Origin of the sequence: Paenalicyclobacillus macrosporangiidus (genome assembly GCF_900116805.1) — a bacterium.
Lineage (GTDB): Bacteria > Bacillota > Bacilli > Alicyclobacillales > Alicyclobacillaceae > Alicyclobacillus_H > Alicyclobacillus_H macrosporangiidus.
Window position 1 is genome coordinate 1 of the sequence record NZ_FPBV01000029.1, and the last position, 18,653, is coordinate 18,653.

The window sequence follows — 18,653 nt, forward strand, 5'->3', positions numbered from 1 at the left end:
GGAGCGTGATGCAGCGTGCAGTTTGAAGAGATTGAACAGGCCCAACGCGAGATGGAACGGGTGTTACGGGGCGAGCCGGAACTGGAACGTCTCGCGCGGGAAGCCGAACCGCATTACCAGCGCCTGCTCGAAGAAATTCGTCGCCGCAACGAGTGGTGGCGGGACCTTCCGCCGCGTAAGTCCGCGTACGCGTACTTGGGCCGTATCGCCGGTGAGATCGGCGTGCCGCACGAATACCGGGAGTACGTCATTACGACAGTGCTCAATGACATGTACTCCTATGGCAAGATCCAGCGGCTCATCGATGACCCGCTCGTGTCGGACATCCAAATTTACGGGGGTTTCGCGACGTTCTACATCCGGGCGGGCAAGCGGTACGAATCGACGGAGGCCCGCATGTCGAATGAGGAGTTGTACGCCTTCGTTCAGAAGAAGTTGTCCGGGACCAATTACCACTTCGATTTGTCCAAGCCTTCTTGTGACGCGATTCTCCCGGACGGATACCGGATGCATGTGGTGGGAGGTCCCGCGGGGTGGACCGTGCCGGACGAGGACGGGCGGCGTCTGGAGCATGATTGTATCATCGTGACCATTCGCAAGCCGCTTCGAAACTTCACCTTGCAGGAGTTGTGGCAGCTGCGCACGTTTGATGAGACGATTCTCTGCTTCTTCGAGTGGATGCAGCGTCTGGCGCGGCCGTTTGTCATCGTGGGCGGCACAGGTTCATCGAAATCGACGCTCATGGCGGCGCTTTTGGGCAAGGTTCCGCCTGACCGAGTCTCCGGGATTATCGAGGAGATGCCCGAGCTTCAGCCTCTATGCGAACGGGCGGCGCGACTCTATGAACGTCCGGCGAACGCGGAGGGCAAGGGCGCGGTGCGGATGGCGGAGCAGGTGGTCAACACGCTACGGATGCAGTTTGACAACGTGTACGTCGGTGAGGTGCGCACGTCCCCGGTGGCGTGGGAGTTCTTACAGGCGGCATCGACCGTCACCCACCAGACCGGGACGACGATGCACGTGCGCGGGATGCCGGACACCGCGGCGGCGATCCGGAGGCTGGCGGCGCTTCTCCTGGGCCATGAGACAAAACCCGGTCCTACGATGGTGGGCGATCTCATCACGATGGGCGTCAAGCACATCATTGGCATGATGTCGGTGCCGGACAAAGGCGGCAAGCGCGTGGTGGAAATCACGGAGCTTTTGCCCCACGAGCCGCGGGAGCGCCGGATTCCGTATGTGGTGATTGCCAAGTGGGACCCTGTGACCGACACGTGGCATTTCAACGGTGTCACCAAGTCGATGATCGAGGAAGCGCGTGTCTGGGGATACGCCATTTCTGGCCTGCCTGTGCAGGAACACCCGGATGTTCGGTACGTGTATTTGTGAGCGCGAAGACAACGAGAGGAGCGAACAGGCATGATTGCGCAATTGATCGGGCTTTTGGCGGGTTTGGCGCTGCTGTGCTTTTTCATCGAGAGCGACCTGCGCCGGGCACACCGTGAGTCGCTGTGGCTTGCGTCGTTGCGTGAGCGGTACCATCCGGCCAAGTCCCGCATACCGGCACTGGACAGGCTGGCGTATGAGACCAAAGAGGGCGCCGTCAACATGACCTGGCTCGTCCTCGTTTCCGTCGCCGGGTTTTTCGTGGCCTCGGTGCTGTTGTCCCTGGCGGAGGAATCGGTGGCGTTCGGAATATTGGTAAGCCTCGCCGGAACCATCGGCGGGGCGGTCGGGTGGATTCGCTACCGGTACCGGAAACGCAAGCGGGTGTTCTTTGACTCACTCCTGCGTGAGGCGATGCCGATTGCGATCACGACCCTGCGGGCCACGAACCGCCTGGAGGCGGCGTTTGAGGATGTCGCCTCCATCGCGAGGGACAAGCGGGTCAAAGAGGAGTTCGAGGCCCTGGCCAAGACGTGGCGCGGACTGCACGTGACCCCGGAGCAGGCGCTGGGGCTGACTGCGGCCCGCTGGGAGATCGACGAGATGGTACAACTTGCGAGGGCGACGGAGGAAGCCGTCAAGTACCACGCGAACCTGGCCGAGTTGTGGTTGAAGTACCGGGAGCAGATTGAGCGGGACGAGGACAAACGTAGGAAACTCCGGGCCAAGACACTGGCCGGGCGCCGCAACGGACTCATTTACTCCGGGATCGTGGTGGCCATGTTTGGCCTGGCGTATCCGCGGGCGCACCCGTACATGACACCGATTGCGAACACGGGATTTTGGGTGGTGTTGCTCATTCTTCTGGCCTGCACGTGGGCGATCTGGAGGGCCGGGGAAGTGATCGAGGTTTGATTGCGACCAGTGAATGGGTTGACCCAGGGCCGAGAACGATGCGTCTTACCCGGCACTACACCGTGACCATTCACGACGGGGTGGCGGTGCTGCATCATGCGCCGCACCCCTTATGGCCGTGGTACTGGATGGACACTGAACGTTACTTCAGAGAACGTGAGAAAGCGTACCGGAGGTTGGCGGAAAGCGGTCGGCCGGACATTCGTGAGGTCAGAGGCTACAGCCTGTGGATCGACTACGCCCGGGACGGGTTTGAGCAGCACACGGAACCGGTTCGGTTTTGGCGCGACCAGATGGGACTGATTTCGGTTTGGTTGTTCAACGTGTACAACTGGCGGACGAGCCGGGTGGGAAAACTGGCGCGACTATTGAGAAGGGACACGGTGAATGTCGGAGTCATGGATTGGGAGACGTTTGTGAGAACGTATGGAGCATAGGTTTCGGAGGACATGGAGATCATGAAAAGGGGCACAAGCCGCGTTCATCCTTTAGCCCGTTGACTGACCTTGTGCGGTGGTATGCCCTGCCCTACACCCCTCCTTCGAGTGAAGGAGGGATTTTTTATGCCGGTTTCGTGCGCAGTCTGCGCCAAGCATCTCACCCATCCGGTCTCCGTCCAACGCGGCACCGGACCGGTGTGTGCTAGGCACGTCAACGAGTTCATCGCCCTTATCTCCGCCGGGCGCGCACACAATGTTCGGGAGTCTTGGGCGCAAATAAGACGCCGCGAGGTCGTCAATGGTCAAGAGGTCGAACACACCGTGATGTTGGGCGTTGGGCAGATGGCCATTGCCAACGCCAAGGCTCGGTATCTGGCTCGCATCCGTCACGTTCGGGACGTGCCCGTCAGCGCGGGATTAGTGCCGTCCGAATACTCCGCAACCCGCCGCAGGAACGAAGACATCTTGTTCGAGCGGTTTGGCAGCGGCGCTGCGCTGGTGCACTCCGGATCGGAACGGGACTATGTCATTACCACCGACCGAACCGGCGCCCATGCCGAGCACTGCTCCTGTCCAGACCACTGGTTCCGCAACCGTCCCTGTCGGCACATGCAAGCCTACGAGCTTCTGACCGCTCGCCAGCGCGAAGATGCACCGTTGTCCGCCGAGCAGCGTTCCACGGAATCGGAACGTGAACTTCGCGGCGACAACCGCATCACGGCAGTACCCACCATCATCGGTTCGACGGTGGACCGAGAAGCGGCGTGGGAAAATGAGCGTGATCGGAATCTGTACGTCTGGCAGGAGCGCCATGCCCACGACGGAGTGTTCGTCAGCGAGAGCGACGAGGCGTGGGTCACACTGCGCGATGCCGTCGCCCGTGATGGCGGCCTCGGCGAATATGAAACGGAACACGTGCTCGACGGCGTGGATACCACGTTCGGGATCGAACTCGAAGTGGAGGGCGTGCGAGGCGACGATGTTGCGCTCGCGCTGCACCGGGCGGGGCTGTCTGACCGATTGGCGATGGGAAGCTACACGACCAGATTTACGCCTGGGACCTGGGGAGTCCGAAGCGACGCCAGCCTGGTAGGAGGCTGTGAAATCGTGTCTCCCGTGCTTCGGGACACGCCGGAGACGTGGCAGGCGATCTCGGAGATCACGAGGATCTTGCATGAACATGGTGCTCAGACCAGTCAGCGCACAGGATTCCACATCCACATGGCCCATGACATTCTCGACGACCGCGGCTACCGTTGGCAGCGGCTCGGGCGGTACATGGTGGGTTATTCCCGCGAATATCTCCAGATGGGGGCGACGAGAAGCCGTCTGACGCGGCCTGAACTGCCCAATCAGCACCGTGGCACAAATTATACTCAACCCCTCCGGAAGACCCACGTGGTGAAGCTCCGGAAAAACGACACCGCGATGGAGGCGTCAAGAAAGATCATCGGGTACACCGGTCACAGCTCACGCTACAAGATGGTCAACACCGCGAAGTTCGTGGAGCATGGCGTTCCGACGGTGGAGTTCCGGTATCCGAACGGCACGGTCGATCCGGTCATCATCCAGCGCCAGGTGCAGCTTGCCAACGCCACCTTGATGCAGTCAGCATATCTGCGCAAGGACAAGCCTGGCGCCGACCGCCTGCCAAGACTCTTCAGCAGCGACCGAGGTGTCGAACTGGAGCACTTGCATGCGCAGAGCCCAGAGTCCCGGTTCCGGTTGTATCTGGACACGTTCGGCAGCGAACGGTTGCGCAGGATTGCAGCAGGACTATGGGTGCGAGGCGCCGTACCCGCATTTCTTGTGGATGTATGAGATTCGTTGACAGGATTGGAAGAATAGAGTATACTTCCTTAAAAGGTATTGAGAGGAAACGAAAATCAACCTTGGAAGATGAGGAGACGAGAAACGGAGGTGGAAAGAAACACCCAATGCGGTACTTTGCGTACGGAAGCTGTATGAACCGGAACGATTTTGCAAGGACGTGTCCAACGGCGAGGCTCTTGTCTGAGCGCGCGGAGCTGCGCGGATACAGACTCGTGTTCAACGGCAGGTCGATGGCACGCGGCGGCGGGGTAGCGAACATCCAGCGCGCGCAAGGGCACGTGGTGCACGGAGTGCTGTGGGACGTCCAAGACCCGCGCGAGGTCGCGGCGCTCAACCGGCGGGAAGGAGCCCCGTACGTGTACCGCCGCAGACGGGCCAGGGTATACGTGGAGGACAGGCCCGTCTGGGCGTGGACCTATGAGTTGGTGAACCCGCTATGCGTCGAGGTGCCGCCGTCGGGCGAGTATGCCGGACTCATTCTGGCGGCTATTGCTGATCCAGGGTATCGGCAGAATGTAAAGGCGCACATTTGTTCGTTGTGGAAAGGTACGCGGAATAAGAGAAAGGGTGATGGCGGGTGACTGAGACAACCGTGTACGAGATTACGCAACGGGTGTACAATGGCACGTTTGACACGCTGTGGCGGCCGAAGTTCTTCACGCCGCTGGAGGAAGGCAAGGCCGCGTCCAAGGAGTTCATCGTGAAATACCTGGACCGCGAGGCGGTCGAGACGCATTGTCTGGCCGGGATTCTGACGTACGTGATGGACTATCCGTACTTCGACACGGATGATGAGATCACGAAGGCCCTGATGCGCCTGGAGATCGTGAAGCCCCTGCACCACTCACTGACCATGCAGGGCGTGAAATCGCGGATTGTGTACGGCTCGGTGACGCTGCTCGACAACACCCAGCCGCCGCCGTATGCCGATCCCGAGGAAGCCGCGGAGTACGAGGACATGGAGTGGAGCGACGAAGAGCCGGTCGAATGGAACCTGTTCAACGACCGGACGCTCATCCAGTCGCTGATTCGTAACGAAGCGCTCATTGTTATGGAGCGCGCTGACGTATTCGTGCTTCGCGGCGACGCGGCACTGCGAAAAGCGAAGCAGGGCCACTGCGGGAGCTGCCGATATCTCGTGCGCGACCGTGAGGACGACCCGGACGGCGGTCTTTGCACGGCGTACTACCAGCGCACGGCGGATGACGCGCCGATTGGGGCGTGCTGCACGGACTTCTATCCGCGACCGAAGAAAGAGAAACCGCCCGCGGACCGGTATGTGCTGATTGAGCCTCACATCATCTTCTTTCCGCCGTACATGGCGAAGGCAATGTTTGACGCGGATGGAATGGAAACTGAATGGTTGAAGGAACTGCGGAAAGAAATCGCCAAACGCGGTGCGGAGACAGATTGAGGAGGAATGCCGGGTGAAATCTACGGGCGTGGTGCGCAGGGTCGATGAGTTGGGCCGGGTGGTGCTGCCAATCGAGTTGCGGCGCACGATGAACATCCATGAAAAGGATATTTTCACGAAGGGTGACCGGATCATCCTGCGGAAGTACGAACCGGGGTGCATTTTCTGCAACGAGGTGGAAGACGTCAAAGAGTTTCGCGGGAAGATGGTGTGTGAGAAGTGCCGGGAGGAGATTGCTGCAAACGTTCATGTGCAAGTGTGGTGACGACGAAGCCCGCTGGGTGGCGGGCTGTTCTTATTTGTGGCGCTCTATATCATGATGGAGCGGTGCTGGTCGATGTCATGGCGGAGAGCTTGATGCTGACTATCACGTACCATGTAGGAAACATCCTCGCATTCCAGTAGACCTTGGGTTGGCCAACCTCAGTCTACCAGAAAAAACGAAGGTGTTTTCCTTTTGCAACATCCAGAATTCCTGTGAAATCAACGGATCACGGCCTCATCATGGGTGCGAAATTTGAGTTACACCTTCCGATACGACAAAAAGTTTTTACGAAAGAGCTTTCATAAGTTCTTGTTCTCTGGTATATTCAATGTACAGAATCCTGTATTTTGGATACTTCCCGTTCGCCCAGGATTTGTTTCAGTAAGTGAGTGTGCAAGCCGATCGCAAAGAGAGACCCAGAGGGAGAGTGAACGTAAAGGCGTGGTAATGGACGATGTGACGTTGTTCTCTCGCAACGGACTCGCGGTACGGAATATTGCACGTGAATTGCTGGCATGCGAAGTGGGTTCCCGAATTCCAAGGGTTCAGGACTTCGCGGGGAAGTGCGGCGTCGGACGAGGTACGGTGCAGGCAGCACTCCAACTGCTCGTAGATTCTGGGGCTGTGGTGCTCGACACACGAGGGCATTTGGGAACGTTCCTTGTAACTGCGGACTTTGCCCGATTGTGGTCATTCGCTGGTCGTTCAGATTTAATGGGCGCCATGCCATTACCGTATTCTCGGCGTTACGAAGGATTGGCGACCGGCTTGTATGCCGCGTTTGAACGCCAAAACATTCCCTTTCACATCACCTACATGCGAGGCGGGGTCAATCGGGTTAAGGCGTTATGTGAAGGGCGTTACGATTTTGCTGTTCTCTCCGCCAGGGCTGCTGCTCAGGCGGCGGCAGATTACCCCGTCGAGCTCCTGTACAGTTTTGGACCTGGAACTTATGTCGGAGCGCATGGGTTGTTGTTTCGGGATCCTGAGCGGCATTCGGTAGAGCCAGGAATGAAGATTGGAGTCGACTCGTCGTCGGCCGATCAATACACGTTGACCATGGCACTGTGTCAGGGTGTAGACGTGGAGTTTGTGGAGCTTCCGTACATGCAGATCATGGAGCAGTTGGCGATCGGCAACATCGACGCGGCAGTGTGGAACGTTGATGAAGTCGAGCAGCGATTTGGCCGCAGGAGTTCGGTGTACATCGTGCCGCTGGATTTCAACGAGGATGATGCCACAGAAGCTGCCATCGTGGTCCGTCGTGAAGATCTCGGTATTTTTCAGAACCTGCTCCGGATTGTGGACATGGGCCAGGTTATCGCCGTACAACGAGCTGTTCTGGATGGCGTCCGGGTGCCGCGTTACTGAAGCCAGTGCAAGGGATTATGCGGCTCAGCTGAACTTAGCCGACATCAAGGGGGGAATGGCATGGACGAGACGTTGCAAGAGCGGTTGGAGATCCTGGAAGCATCCCATCAAATTTCACCGGAGATTCGTGCGCATGTGACGCGTTTTGTGGAGGGGTTTGAGCGCACTCACGCGGTGGTCTTGGGTGAGGCGAATGCGGGTGCGTTTGTCACGCACTTCGCCATTGCCTGCGCGCGACTGCAGCAGGGCAAGCCGGTCGAGGAATGTCCGGAAAGTATTGCGGAGCTCGCTCGAAGGTATCCGGAGCTCCGCGAGCAGGCGAGCCGGATGTTCGATGGCATTGCAGAAAATGCGACAGAAGCTGAGGTTGGCTTTTTGACGATGTACCTCTGCCTTCTGCTTGGAAAGGAGTCCTGAATGATGTCCATTCGTATTGTGATTGGCGGTCTCAAAAAAGAGGTGATGGAACGTGCAGTGCGTCAGGCGGGCGGAGACCATGTAGAAGTGACGGTCACTTCGGATTTCGAGGCAGCCAAGAAAATCAAGAACGGGCAAGCCGATTACTATTTCGGCGCCTGCAACAGTGGAGGGGGTGCTGCCTTGTCCATCCCAATCGGCATTCTCGGCTACGGTAATTGCGCCACTGTGGCCAAGGCTGGGGGACGTCCAAAACAGGAGGAGATTGAAAAGCTCGTTCAGCAGAACAAAGTGGCCTTTGGCATGGCAGTGGAGGCAATTGAGGCGTCTGTACCAATGTTGGTAAAGGCTCTGCTTAAGAAGCATGGTCTGGCGTGATCTCATCACAGTCGGCGAAAGTGGCCGGCCACCACAGCAAAGCAGGCAGCCAGAAAAGTAAGCTTACAGTTCATCCACGCAGCCGATTGTGCTCGTTCGCAACCGAACAGGCCAGCAAACGACTGAGTGAGGGGGTTATGGTATGGTCTTAAAACTGATCATCGTGGGCATCCTCTGCGCTTTGACCGCGTTGGCGTCCCACATGGGCCGTGCGGTGTTTCACGATGGGGTGCGGCCCATCATGCCGGAATACGTCGAAGGCCGGATGAAGCGGATGGAAATGGCTTCGGTCGCCTTCGGCCTGAGCGCCGGGTTTGTATTTTCGGTTGGTTTCGCGTTCACATTGGCGTCGAGACTGTTGAATCCGTGGTTACTCTTCCTGCCGACTGACATCCTGGGCGTGTTGGCGCCACGCAAGTGGATTGCCGCTGTGTTCGGGGCAGCTTGGGGCGTTGCGGTCACGGTCGCGTTCGACGCCCTCAACACGTTCTTTGGACTCTTGCCTATCAACTTCCTGAATGCGTTGGGCGCCTTGTCTTCGCCGGTGATTGCCGGATTTGCGCTGTTCCCGGTGTTGGCGGTGTTCTACCAGTTTGGCAAGGTGAAAGGCCTCATCACGCTTGTTCTGGAGCTGATTCTGCGCCAGCTAGCCGCCACCAAGATTCTCACCATCGGCGGAACGACCATCTATCCGGAAGCGCTCGAGATGTTCGCCGGTGTGATCCTGCTGGTCGCGTTTGCGATTGCTCGCGACGTGAAGGAAAACAAGACGCGGGACACGAGCGCGGACGTTGGTGAGAGCCTGTTCGCCGTCCGCACCAAACGCATTATGTCTTCGATCCCGCTGATGGCCGTGATTGGCGGTCTGGTCGCGCTGATCAGCAACCTCCAGTACTTCGCCGGTTCGGAAGTTGACTTCCAAGGTCTGCATACCGCGTATCAGGCGGGCGGCGACATGGCCCAAATTGGTACCATCGCGTTTGCAGACATGATTCGCGGTCTGGCGTTCATCCCGCTCATTGTCACCACCGCTCTGGCGTCCGGTGTTTACGGGGTGGTCGGGCTCACCTTTGTCTATCCGATTGGCTACTATGTAGCGCCTGTTCTGTTTGGCAACGGAGTTGCGGGGCACATTGCCGCGTTCGTGATCGGCGCTATCTGGATCAGTCTGGAGATGTTGGCCCTTCGCGCCATCGGCAAGGGGTTGGAGAACTTCCCGTCATTGCGCGAGGCGTCAGACAGCATCCGGAACGCCATGAATAATGTTCTGGAAGTCGCGTTGTTGATTGGCTCGGCCCTGTCCACACTGGGCATGACGCACACACCAAAGGATTCGCAGAACTTCTTAGCCTTTGCAGTGTTCGCGGCACTGTACCTCATCAACGAGGCCATCGGCCGGCCCGTCATCAGATTGGCGGCCGCCCCGCTTGCGGCGATTGTCACGGGCGTGGTTGTCAACATCTTCTTCGCACTGCATCTGATGTAAGCCGTACCGCACGGGTGCGTGAGGCAACAAACACAATAGAACGCCAAACCGTTGCAGGATGGGTTGCCGCCCATCCTGCACGGATTGTGAGGAGTGAAATCAGATGGGATTCGTTCGCACGGTGCTGGGAGATGTCGAACCGACCGCCTTGCAGGCCACGATGATTCACGAGCACATCACATTTGACCTGTCCCATGTCCGCAAGGAGACGGACTCCGTTCTGAGCGACAGCCCAGAGTTAGTGCGGGAACTGGAGATGCCGAAGGTCTACGGATGCAACACGTTTGTGGAAGTGACCAATCGGGGCATGGGGCGCAACGTGTTGATGCTGGCGGAACTCGCGCGACGGCTGGGCGTGCACATCGTCTGCTCGACAGGATACTACAAGGAAAGTGTCTATCCTGCCGAGGTGTTTGAGAAGTCCCGCAGCGAGCTGGCGGATCTGTTTGTGTCGGAGATCACGGTGGGCATTGACGGCACCGACATCCGGGCCGGTATCATTTCGGAGATTGGCAGCAGTTATGAGGAACTGACGGAAGCCGAAGAAAAGGTGTTCCGAGCCGCCTGTGACGCACAGAAACGGACGGGCGCACCGCTCAGCACCCACTGCGAGCTCGGGACGATGGGTCTTGCGCAGTTGCGCATATTTGAATCCGAGCATGTGGATTTGCGGCGCATCTCGTTTGGCCATCAGGATCTCAACCGGAACTTTGAGGAACAGGTGACCTTGTTGGCGAACGGCGCGTTCCTCCAATTCGACACCATTGGAAAGAATAGTTACCGGCCGCACGAAGAACGGGTTGCAAACTTGGTGGCGCTACTTGACAAAGGCTATGAGGATCAGTTGATGCTGTCGGTCGATCTGACGCGAAAGTCGTATTTCCGTCAAAACGATGGACCGGGGTATGTCTATCTGTTCGACCGGTTCCTGCCTGATCTGCGTGCGGCCGGAGTGCCGGAAGCCATCTTGGACAAGATGCTGGTTCAGAATCCGCGCCGCTTCCTGGCGTTTAACAAAGGGTGATAGAGATGCAATTTTATCCGTTGACGCCGTTATCGCTCGAGGAGGCAAAAGAATTTCAGTTTCGCTTTGTGCGTGCGATCGCGGACGTGTTTTCGGGAACCGACTTCTTCCAGATGGGGGATGTCGGAGTGCCGCCAGCGGGATCGCCTGTACAGACGAGAAAGGCTGAGGCGGTACTGGCAAAATTCTTTAACGTGGAAGACTGCGTGCTGGTGCGCGGTGCTGGGACGGGAGCGATTCGCGTATCGTTAGCTGCGTATCTGGAGCCCGGTGACACGGTCATCGTCCACGACGCGCCGATGTATACGACGACGAAAGAGACGTTTCGGATGCTCGGCCTCAAGACGCACAAGGTGAACTTCCACGACGATGCAGCCCTCGCGGACGCGGTTCACGCTGGCAAGTTGCTGTACATTCAACACACGCGGCAACAGCCTGAGGACCGGTACGAGCTCGCGCATGTGATTCAAGTGGCACGGCAGTCCCGGCCAGAATTGCCCATTGTGGTGGATGAAAACTATGCGGTATTCAAGACCCGCCACATTGGCGTTGAGGTGGGTGCGGACGTTTCCACGTTTTCTGCGTTCAAGCTGCTCGGGCCAGAGGGCATTGGCGTTGTGGTCGGTCGCCGGGCGTGCACGGCTCGCATACGGGAACGCAACTACTCGGGCGGAGGACAGGTTCAGGGTCCGGAGGCGATGGAGGTCCTGCGCGCCTTCACGGTCGCACCGGTGATGATTGCGGTGCAATCGGAACAAGTCACTTTGCTCGCTGAGCGACTGAATGCAGGCGCTGTTCCGGGTATCTGTGAGGCGCATGTGGCCAACGCACAATCACGGACGGTCATTGCCCGTCTGGAAGAGCCTCTGGCTCCGCAGGTGATAGCCGCATGCGACGCGTTTGGCGCAGCAACATACCCGGTCGGGGCGGAGTCGAAGTACGAGGTACTCCCAATGATCTACCGCGCATCCGGAACAGTGTTGGAAAGCCAGCCGGAGTTGCGGCCGTACCTGTTACGGATCAATCCCATGAGGGCCAGTGCAGATCTCGTGGTAGACATTTTAAACCGTGCGTTGGCAAAGGTGAGATCAGAGGGATGACTGCGCTGGAGTGGATGGAGCGGTTCGCACATGCGTACGCGAAAGCTTTCCGGTATATGGATTCCACTGTCTGGGTCAATCCAGCAGCACCTGCTGCGGCACGCGAGAAACTGGAGCAATATGGTGAACCCATCCTGTTTGGCGTGAAGGATACAGATCAGATCCCGCTAGCCCTAGTGAAGCGGCTGGCTGTGCAACCGGACTTTGTGTGGATGACGGTCGACCGGATGGCGCCGCATGGCCGCGCGATCGATCCCGCGCTCACCAACCCGCTGACGGGCCGACGGATGACCGGGTCGTCCAGTGGCAGTGCGCTGAACATCCTTCGCGGCGTGCACGATCTCGCTCTCGCCACGGACGGCGGCGGCTCTATCCTCGGACCTGCGCTGGCGACGCAACTGTACGGGATCAACGCGAAAGGTCTGGGCTTGAAAGGACGTAAGCCGTCCCAGTCCACGGAAGGTCTGCCGTTGACAGTGGGAATTGGTGTCCTCAGCCATTCCCTTGCGTGGGCTAAGCGGGCGTTGGAAGCCCTCTTGGAGACGCGTCTGGACGCCGAGCTGACAGGTTTACGCGTAGCCCTGGACGTGGATGCGCCAGGGAAGTTGGAAGCGCTGTTCCGAGCGGAGGGTTGTACGGTCCATCGATTTGACAAAGGTCAGGCATACGAACGGGCGCATGGATTGGCATTGATAAGGGAGCTGTTTCAGAGTTCGGATCTCATTGTCAGCGCGGAAGGGCCGGTCGACGTCGAGTCCTACGCGGACTCCCTGGTAATGAACGGGCATCCGGATGCGCGGGGCGGAAAGTTTCTGCTGCGCAGCGCGAATCTGGCGGATACGACGGCAGTGGCGGTTCCGGGTGAAGCGGTGGCTGCGGGGTACATCGTGCTGGCGCAGAGCGGGCTGGAAGCGGGGCGCCGAGCCATCGCAGCGGCAGAAGCCATTGCAGCGGCCTGTCCGAGGTCGGCGTTGTTTGAAGAGTATTTTCTCCGGCGCATGCGATTGGGGCACTCGGGGTTCTTCCACGAAGGGATGTGACAGCGTGTTTCTCTCACAACTGCTTTCCAGAAACGCGGCGTTTGTTGATGCCGTACTGGGTTTGTACCGTTCCGGGCGGATCCCGCCGAATACGTATGCGCTGGATGTGGACCAGATTCAGACGAACGCCGCAGCGGTGGTAAAGGCGGCGGCCGATTCGGGGATGTCGCTGTATTTCATGACCAAACAGGTTGGTCGCAACCCGGTGGCCTGCCAAGCCATCGTCGACGCTGGCCTGCGCAAGGCTGTCGCGGTCGATCCGTTGGAAGCCCTCACACTCGGTAGACACGGTGTGGTCCTCGGACACGTCGGGCATCTCGTACAGATCCCACGTTATTACCTGGAACCGATTCTCCGGCTGCAGCCAGAGGTGGTCACGGTGTTCAGTGTGGACGCGGCGCGGGAGGTTTCCCGGGCGGCGTCTGCGCTGGGAAGGGAGCAGAAACTATTGTTGCGCGTGGTCCAACCCGGCGATCACCTGTACGACGCCCAGGAAGGTGGGATCCGGTTGGCTGATCTGGAGGCGGCCGTCAGGGTCATATTGCAGTTGCCGAACGTCCGCATCGCTGGGGTAACATCCTTCCCCTGTGTGATCGTTCAGGACGGCCGTCCCACACTGACGCAGAACCTGACGACCTTGAACAAGGCGGCGGAGCGACTGCGGGACCTGGGTATTCCGGTGGAACAGGTGAACGCACCCGGTGCGACCTGCGTGTGGACGTTGCCGTTTCTCAAAGCAGCGGGTGCCACACATGGCGAACCAGGTCACGCTTTGACGGGGACCACACCCTTGCACGCCGAGCCAGGTCAGGTAGAGGTGCCATCCTACCTGTACATCACGGAGGTGTCCCACCAGTCTGACGGCTGCAGTTACGTATATGGCGGAGGATACTACGCCCGTGGGCACCTACGGGAAGCGTTGGTCTGCACCTCCGCGGGTGCGGCGCAGCGGGTGAAAGTGATGCCGCCCCGGCCGGAGAGCATTGACTACTATTTGAAGATCGAGGGCCGTTTTCCGGTGGGGACGCCGGTTGTGATGGCGTTTCGCACGCAGATGTTTGTCACTCGCGCGCTGGTGGCACCGGTGACAGGTGTTCATCAGGGGCGGGTAAACGTCGCAGGCATTTATACAGTGGAAGGGAAGCGAGTCGGATGAAGCGCGCGGTGTTGTGCGTTCTCGATGGGTTCGGCGCAGGCGCAATGGATGACGTCGAGACCGAGCGGCCGCAAGACAAAGGAAGCAACACGATGCGGCACGTACTCGAAGCTACGGGGGTTCATTTGCCGTTTCTCGCCAGGCTGGGATTGTCTCAGATTCTCTGCGAGCCGTCGCTGATGCCCATGACACCTGCCCTGGCGAGCTACGGACGGTGCAATTTACAGCACACGGGTGCGGACAGCTATGCGGGGCACAACGAGATCATGGGAGCAAGGCCGATTCCTCCAAAGAAGCAGTTCATCCGCGACTTGGCACCTGAGATTGAGCAGCGTCTGCACGAACATGGATACGCCGTCACACGCCCCATCGAGGGAACGGGAATCTTGCTCGTGGATGGCGAAGTGGTCATCGCGGATAACATGGAGAATGATCCGGGGCAGATCATCAATATCACGGCATCACTGGATGTCACACCGTTTGACAAGGTGGAGCGGATTGGGAAGGTGGTCCGCGCGGTGGCGCATACGAGCCGCGTCATCCCCCTCGCCGGCACGGGTATCACCGTGGAGGATATCTTACAGTGTGTGGTGATCCAGCGGGATCGAACCGGAGTAGACATGGGCAAGCTAGACATCTACAACGAACACTATCACGTACGGCATCTTGGCTATGGAATTGATCCGGACAAGCAGATTCAGTCGATCCTGATGAGGCATGGACTGGGGACCTATCTGTATGGAAAGATGGCGGATGTGATTACGGGCGACGTGATGGACAGAAATCCGATGGTCGACAGCCAGGGCGTGGTAGACCTGATCTGTGGGCGGCTGGAAAACATGGACAGTGGCCTGATTGCAGCGACCATTCAGGAGACGGACTTGGCGGGGCACGAGCAGAACGCGGAGAAGTTCGCCGCGGTGTTGTCCATCGCAGACGCAGGATTACATCGGATATACGGTCTGTTGCAAGAGGGAGAACTACTGATCGTCACCGCAGACCACGGGAATGATCCCACCCACGGCACGAGTCAACACACCCGCGAAACAACACCTTTACTGGTCTGCGTGAAGGGAGCCCCGGCCCGACCCCTCGGACTCCGGGCTACGCTCGCCGACGTGGGGGCGACAGTAGCCGCCTACTTTGGCGTGGAAGCGCCGGAGTTCGGGACTTCCGTGCTGTAGCGCGGTCGTAGAGGTTGTGTCCGATGAGCGAAGCATTGCCGCAGGTCGAATGAGCAGGCTGACGCCGAGACTGCAGGCTCACCAAAGCTTGGCAAGACGCCGGCATTGAGGGACGTGTCTCAAACACCGCTGGGACGTATGTCTGCAATGCCTGGTTCTAGCTGCCTATCTCTCAGTGATTCGGGTGTGTGCCATGGCTGGTTTATGTAAACTTAAATTCGAGGAACTGTCGTGCTTTAGCAATGTCGGGGGAGCTCCTGTTGTACGTACCTGCGGCTGCCCAATTACTTCGATATGGACGATCCCCTCGTCCGCGGCCTCCCAGAGGAGACGGACGACGGGACGGTGGAGTCGTTGCAGAGGCTCACCGGGCGGTCGATCCGGCCTCCGACATGGCGGAAGCGCGCGTAGAGATTCCGTCCGGGTGTACGCTCACCCCGCATACGGTCGAGCGCCTGCGCGAGCTGGGCTTCGACTCTGTCTACATCACCGGCAATCCGAAAACGGGCGTGTACCAGGCGGAGATTGTAAAAGGGATTCGAACGGTGCGTCAGGTGTGCGACGAGGACGTGCTGGTGATGGCCGGCAAGATGCACTCGGCCTGGACCACCGAGCCGTTTGACGCCGGCACCCTGATGGATCTCGGCAGCCAGTTCGTCCAGGCGGGGGCAGACGTGGTGTTGTTCCCGGCCCCAGGCACCGTGCCGGCTATTCACCGCGAGATGCTACGCCCGGTCATCGACGAAGTGCATCGGCGCGGCGGCCTGGTGGTGTTGGCGGTGGAGACGTCTCAGGAGGGATCGGACGAGGCGACCATACGCCAGATTGCCCTGGAGAGCAAGATGGCGGGGGCCGACATCTTCCACCGCGACGACGCTGGGTACCCCGTTGTGGCGCTGCCGAAGAACCTGCTCACCGCGTCGATCGCGCTGCGTGGACGCCGTCCCGCGTACCTCCGGATGACGGCGCCTGTGCTGCGCTGAGGTGCTGCAACACCCTTGACCACACCGGCGGGTGATGGACCGCCTGCCAGAACCGAGAGAAGAGGAGAGGGTCAGAGATGGTGGAACAGACCGTGACCTTGAAGAACCGCAATGGACTGCACGCGCGGCCGGCGGCGCTGCTGGTGCAGACGGCGAGCAAGCAGTCGTGCAAAATTTGGATTCGCAAAGGAGACAAAGAGGTGGACGCCAAGAGTATCCTCGGCGTGATGTCGCTGGCCGTGGGCGCCGGTGAGACTATCACCCTCAAAGCGGACGGGGCTGGGGAGGAAGCGGCCCTGAGGGCGTTGGTAGAACTGATTGAAAGCGGATTGGGTGAGGCGTGATGGCCACCCGCGTCTTGCAGGACCTGGGCGTCTCGCCCGGGCTGGCGGTGGGGACGGCGGTGTGGCTGCGGCGTGCCAGTGCGGAGATCCCGGTGCGTACCCTGGCGGAGGCGGAGGTGGCCGGTGAGCAGGCTCGCTTCCGGCAGGCTGTGGCCGAGGCGGAGGCCGAGATCGGGGCGCTCCGCAAGCGCGTGGCGAAGGACGTCGGCGAGGCGGAGGCGCAGGTGTTCGACGCCCACCTCGCGTTTCTCGGCGATCCCGCGTATACCGGCGAGATCGAGCGGAAAATCGTCGCCGACAGAGTGAATGCCGAGGCCGCTTGCCGGGACGTTACGGAGGCGACACGGGCCATGCTGGCCAGCCTGCCGGACGAATACCTGGCCGCGCGCGCGGACGACATCTGCGACGTTGGCAGTCGCCTGCTACGCTTGCTCCAGGGCGTGGCCGGCGTCGACTTCGCAAACCTGCCGGAGCAGGCCGTGGTGGTGGCGGACGAGCTAGTGCCTTCCGATCTGTCGGGTCTTCCCAAGCAGGTGGTCGGCTTCGTGGTCGCAAGGGGGAGTAAGACGGCACACACCGCCATTCTGGCGCGGACGATGCGCCTACCTGCGGTGTACGGCCTTGGCGACGCGATGGAGGCCATCGCCGACGGTCAGTTGCTGGTTGTCGACGGTGACACCGGGTTCGTCATGGTCGATCCGAGTACCAACGAGGTGGAGAAGGCGAGGCAGGCTCGACAGGTGCAGGCGGAGGCGCAGGCGCGTGCTGAGGCGCGGGCGCACGAGTCGGCGGTGACGCGTGACGGTCGGCGCATCGAGGTGTTCGCCAACGTCGGTAAGCCCGAGGACGCGGACGCGGCGGTGGCCGCGGGCGCGGACGGCGTGGGCCTGTTCCGAACGGAGTTCCTGTATTTCGATAACGACCACTGGCCGACGGAGGAAGAGCAGTACGAGGCCTATCGCCGGGTGCTGGAGGCGTTCGGAGAGAAGCCGGTAATCATCCGCACGCTCGACATCGGCGGCGACAAGCAGTTGCCGTATGCCCAGCTCCCGGTGGAGGAAAACCCGTTCCTGGGCCTGCGCGGCATCCGATACTGCCTGGCCGAGCCGGACGTGTTTCGCACACAGCTGCGGGCGCTGCTGCGCGCAAGCGTGCACGGGACCCTGTGGGTGATGTTTCCGATGGTGGAGAACGTGAGCGAGTTTCGCGCCGCCAAGGAGTGGGTTGCGCGTTGCAAGAAAGAACTGGAGGACGAAGGAGTAGCGGTACGGGAAGACATCCCGCTTGGCATCATGGTGGAGACCCCTGCGGCGGCGCTGACGGCCGACGTGCTGGCTCGTGAGGTCGATTTTTTCAGCATAGGCACCAACGACCTGACTCAGTACACGCTGGCGGCCGATCGCGGCAACACTGACGTCGCAAGTCTATACGATCCGCTCCATCCCGCGGTCCTCCGCCTCATTCGCATGACCTGCGTGGCGGCCGAACAGGTGGGGATCCCGGTCGGAATGTGTGGGGAGATGGCGGGTGACGCAGAGCTGACCGAGCTTCTGGTGGGCCTCGGTCTGCAGGAGCTATCGATGTCATCGGCGTTCGTGCCGCTCGTCAAGGAACGCGTGCGCGGCGTGGACACCCGAATGGCCCGCGCAAAGGCGGACGCGGCAGCGGCTGCAGAGAGCCCTGAGGCGGTACGCGCCAAGTTGGCGGCAGTGGACGGTGCAGGCACCGCGGGGGAGCCGCTGTGAATTGGACCGGAAGTGTACAAAAACCACTGCCTCGCTAGCGACGGACGATGGGTGTCGAGGGGCGGGACGCGCTCCAGATCTTCACGTGGGATACCTCATCATCCTGAGCAAGTATGATCCGGGACGCCTGTTTTGGGGTAAAGCGGAGGACGTTCGGGAATTTCGGGGGATA

At 60.0% G+C, this 18,653-nt stretch carries 19 protein-coding genes and 1 pseudogene; all 20 read left to right on the plus strand.

What is annotated here, in order from left to right:
- Positions 1-15 precede the first annotated feature (15 nt).
- The 20 genes and pseudogenes from BM357_RS16770 (at position 16) to ptsP (ending at position 18,481) form a co-directional block, all read left to right on the plus strand.
- The gene (locus tag BM357_RS16770) at positions 16-1,389 is read left to right on the plus strand and encodes an ATPase, T2SS/T4P/T4SS family (RefSeq protein WP_245784057.1); all 1,374 of its coding nucleotides are present in this window, start codon (positions 16-18) and stop codon (positions 1,387-1,389) included.
- Positions 1,390-1,419: 30 nt separating this feature from the next.
- Positions 1,420-2,301 carry a type II secretion system F family protein gene (locus tag BM357_RS16775; RefSeq protein ID WP_074956190.1) on the plus strand — a complete coding sequence of 294 codons (882 nt, stop codon included), beginning with the start codon at positions 1,420-1,422 and terminating at the stop codon, positions 2,299-2,301.
- 38 nt (positions 2,302-2,339) lie between these two features.
- Positions 2,340-2,738: a hypothetical protein gene (locus tag BM357_RS16780; RefSeq protein WP_245784058.1), complete on the plus strand. Its 399-nt coding sequence runs from the start codon at positions 2,340-2,342 to the stop codon at positions 2,736-2,738.
- Between the two features lie 126 nt (positions 2,739-2,864).
- Entirely contained in the window at positions 2,865-4,562 is a 1,698-nt protein-coding gene (locus BM357_RS16785; protein WP_074956193.1) for an amidoligase family protein, read from the plus strand.
- A gap of 116 nt (positions 4,563-4,678) precedes the next feature.
- Positions 4,679-5,155, plus strand: coding sequence for a gamma-glutamylcyclotransferase family protein (locus BM357_RS16790; protein WP_074956196.1), 477 nt, complete (start codon positions 4,679-4,681; stop codon positions 5,153-5,155).
- Positions 5,152-5,988, plus strand: a complete 837-nt coding sequence (locus BM357_RS16795) for a hypothetical protein (RefSeq protein WP_074956200.1) — start codon at positions 5,152-5,154, stop codon at positions 5,986-5,988. The genes BM357_RS16790 and BM357_RS16795 overlap by 4 nt, the downstream gene beginning before the upstream one ends.
- Before the next feature lie 13 nt (positions 5,989-6,001).
- Positions 6,002-6,253 (plus strand): AbrB/MazE/SpoVT family DNA-binding domain-containing protein, encoded by a 252-nt coding sequence (locus tag BM357_RS16800; RefSeq protein ID WP_074956203.1) that lies wholly within the window; start codon positions 6,002-6,004, stop codon positions 6,251-6,253.
- Positions 6,254-6,700: 447 nt separating this feature from the next.
- Positions 6,701-7,624: a GntR family transcriptional regulator YhfZ gene (gene yhfZ / locus BM357_RS16805; protein ID WP_074956206.1), complete on the plus strand. Its 924-nt coding sequence runs from the start codon at positions 6,701-6,703 to the stop codon at positions 7,622-7,624.
- A gap of 60 nt (positions 7,625-7,684) precedes the next feature.
- Positions 7,685-8,041, plus strand: coding sequence for a PRD domain-containing protein (locus BM357_RS16810; protein WP_074956209.1), 357 nt, complete (start codon positions 7,685-7,687; stop codon positions 8,039-8,041).
- A gap of 3 nt (positions 8,042-8,044) precedes the next feature.
- Complete coding sequence (locus BM357_RS16815; protein WP_074956266.1) at positions 8,045-8,419, plus strand: DUF2620 domain-containing protein; 375 nt, start codon at positions 8,045-8,047, stop codon at positions 8,417-8,419.
- A gap of 142 nt (positions 8,420-8,561) precedes the next feature.
- On the plus strand, positions 8,562-9,905 hold the full coding sequence (locus BM357_RS16820; RefSeq protein ID WP_074956212.1) for a YhfT family protein: 1,344 nt from the start codon (positions 8,562-8,564) through the stop codon (positions 9,903-9,905).
- A gap of 103 nt (positions 9,906-10,008) precedes the next feature.
- Positions 10,009-10,929 (plus strand): phosphotriesterase family protein, encoded by a 921-nt coding sequence (locus BM357_RS16825; protein WP_074956215.1) that lies wholly within the window; start codon positions 10,009-10,011, stop codon positions 10,927-10,929.
- 5 nt (positions 10,930-10,934) lie between these two features.
- Positions 10,935-12,029 carry an aminotransferase class V-fold PLP-dependent enzyme gene (locus BM357_RS16830; RefSeq protein WP_074956217.1) on the plus strand — a complete coding sequence of 365 codons (1,095 nt, stop codon included), beginning with the start codon at positions 10,935-10,937 and terminating at the stop codon, positions 12,027-12,029.
- Positions 12,026-13,069 (plus strand): amidase family protein, encoded by a 1,044-nt coding sequence (locus tag BM357_RS16835; protein WP_074956219.1) that lies wholly within the window; start codon positions 12,026-12,028, stop codon positions 13,067-13,069. The genes BM357_RS16830 and BM357_RS16835 overlap by 4 nt, the downstream gene beginning before the upstream one ends.
- 4 nt (positions 13,070-13,073) lie before the next feature.
- On the plus strand, positions 13,074-14,225 hold the full coding sequence (locus BM357_RS16840; RefSeq protein WP_074956222.1) for an alanine racemase: 1,152 nt from the start codon (positions 13,074-13,076) through the stop codon (positions 14,223-14,225).
- Entirely contained in the window at positions 14,222-15,409 is a 1,188-nt protein-coding gene (locus BM357_RS16845) for a phosphopentomutase (protein WP_074956225.1), read from the plus strand. The genes BM357_RS16840 and BM357_RS16845 overlap by 4 nt, the downstream gene beginning before the upstream one ends.
- An 86-nt stretch (positions 15,410-15,495) precedes the next feature.
- Positions 15,496-15,570, plus strand: a pseudogene (locus tag BM357_RS20775) (hypothetical protein); the annotation flags it as partial.
- 81 nt (positions 15,571-15,651) lie between these two features.
- The gene (locus BM357_RS16855; RefSeq protein WP_483869897.1) at positions 15,652-16,392 is read left to right on the plus strand and encodes a DUF7916 family protein; all 741 of its coding nucleotides are present in this window, start codon (positions 15,652-15,654) and stop codon (positions 16,390-16,392) included.
- A gap of 77 nt (positions 16,393-16,469) precedes the next feature.
- Entirely contained in the window at positions 16,470-16,736 is a 267-nt protein-coding gene (locus BM357_RS16860; protein ID WP_074956230.1) for an HPr family phosphocarrier protein, read from the plus strand.
- The gene (gene ptsP, locus BM357_RS16865) at positions 16,736-18,481 is read left to right on the plus strand and encodes a phosphoenolpyruvate--protein phosphotransferase (protein ID WP_074956233.1); all 1,746 of its coding nucleotides are present in this window, start codon (positions 16,736-16,738) and stop codon (positions 18,479-18,481) included. The genes BM357_RS16860 and ptsP overlap by 1 nt, the downstream gene beginning before the upstream one ends.
- The last annotated feature ends 172 nt before the right edge of the window (positions 18,482-18,653 follow it).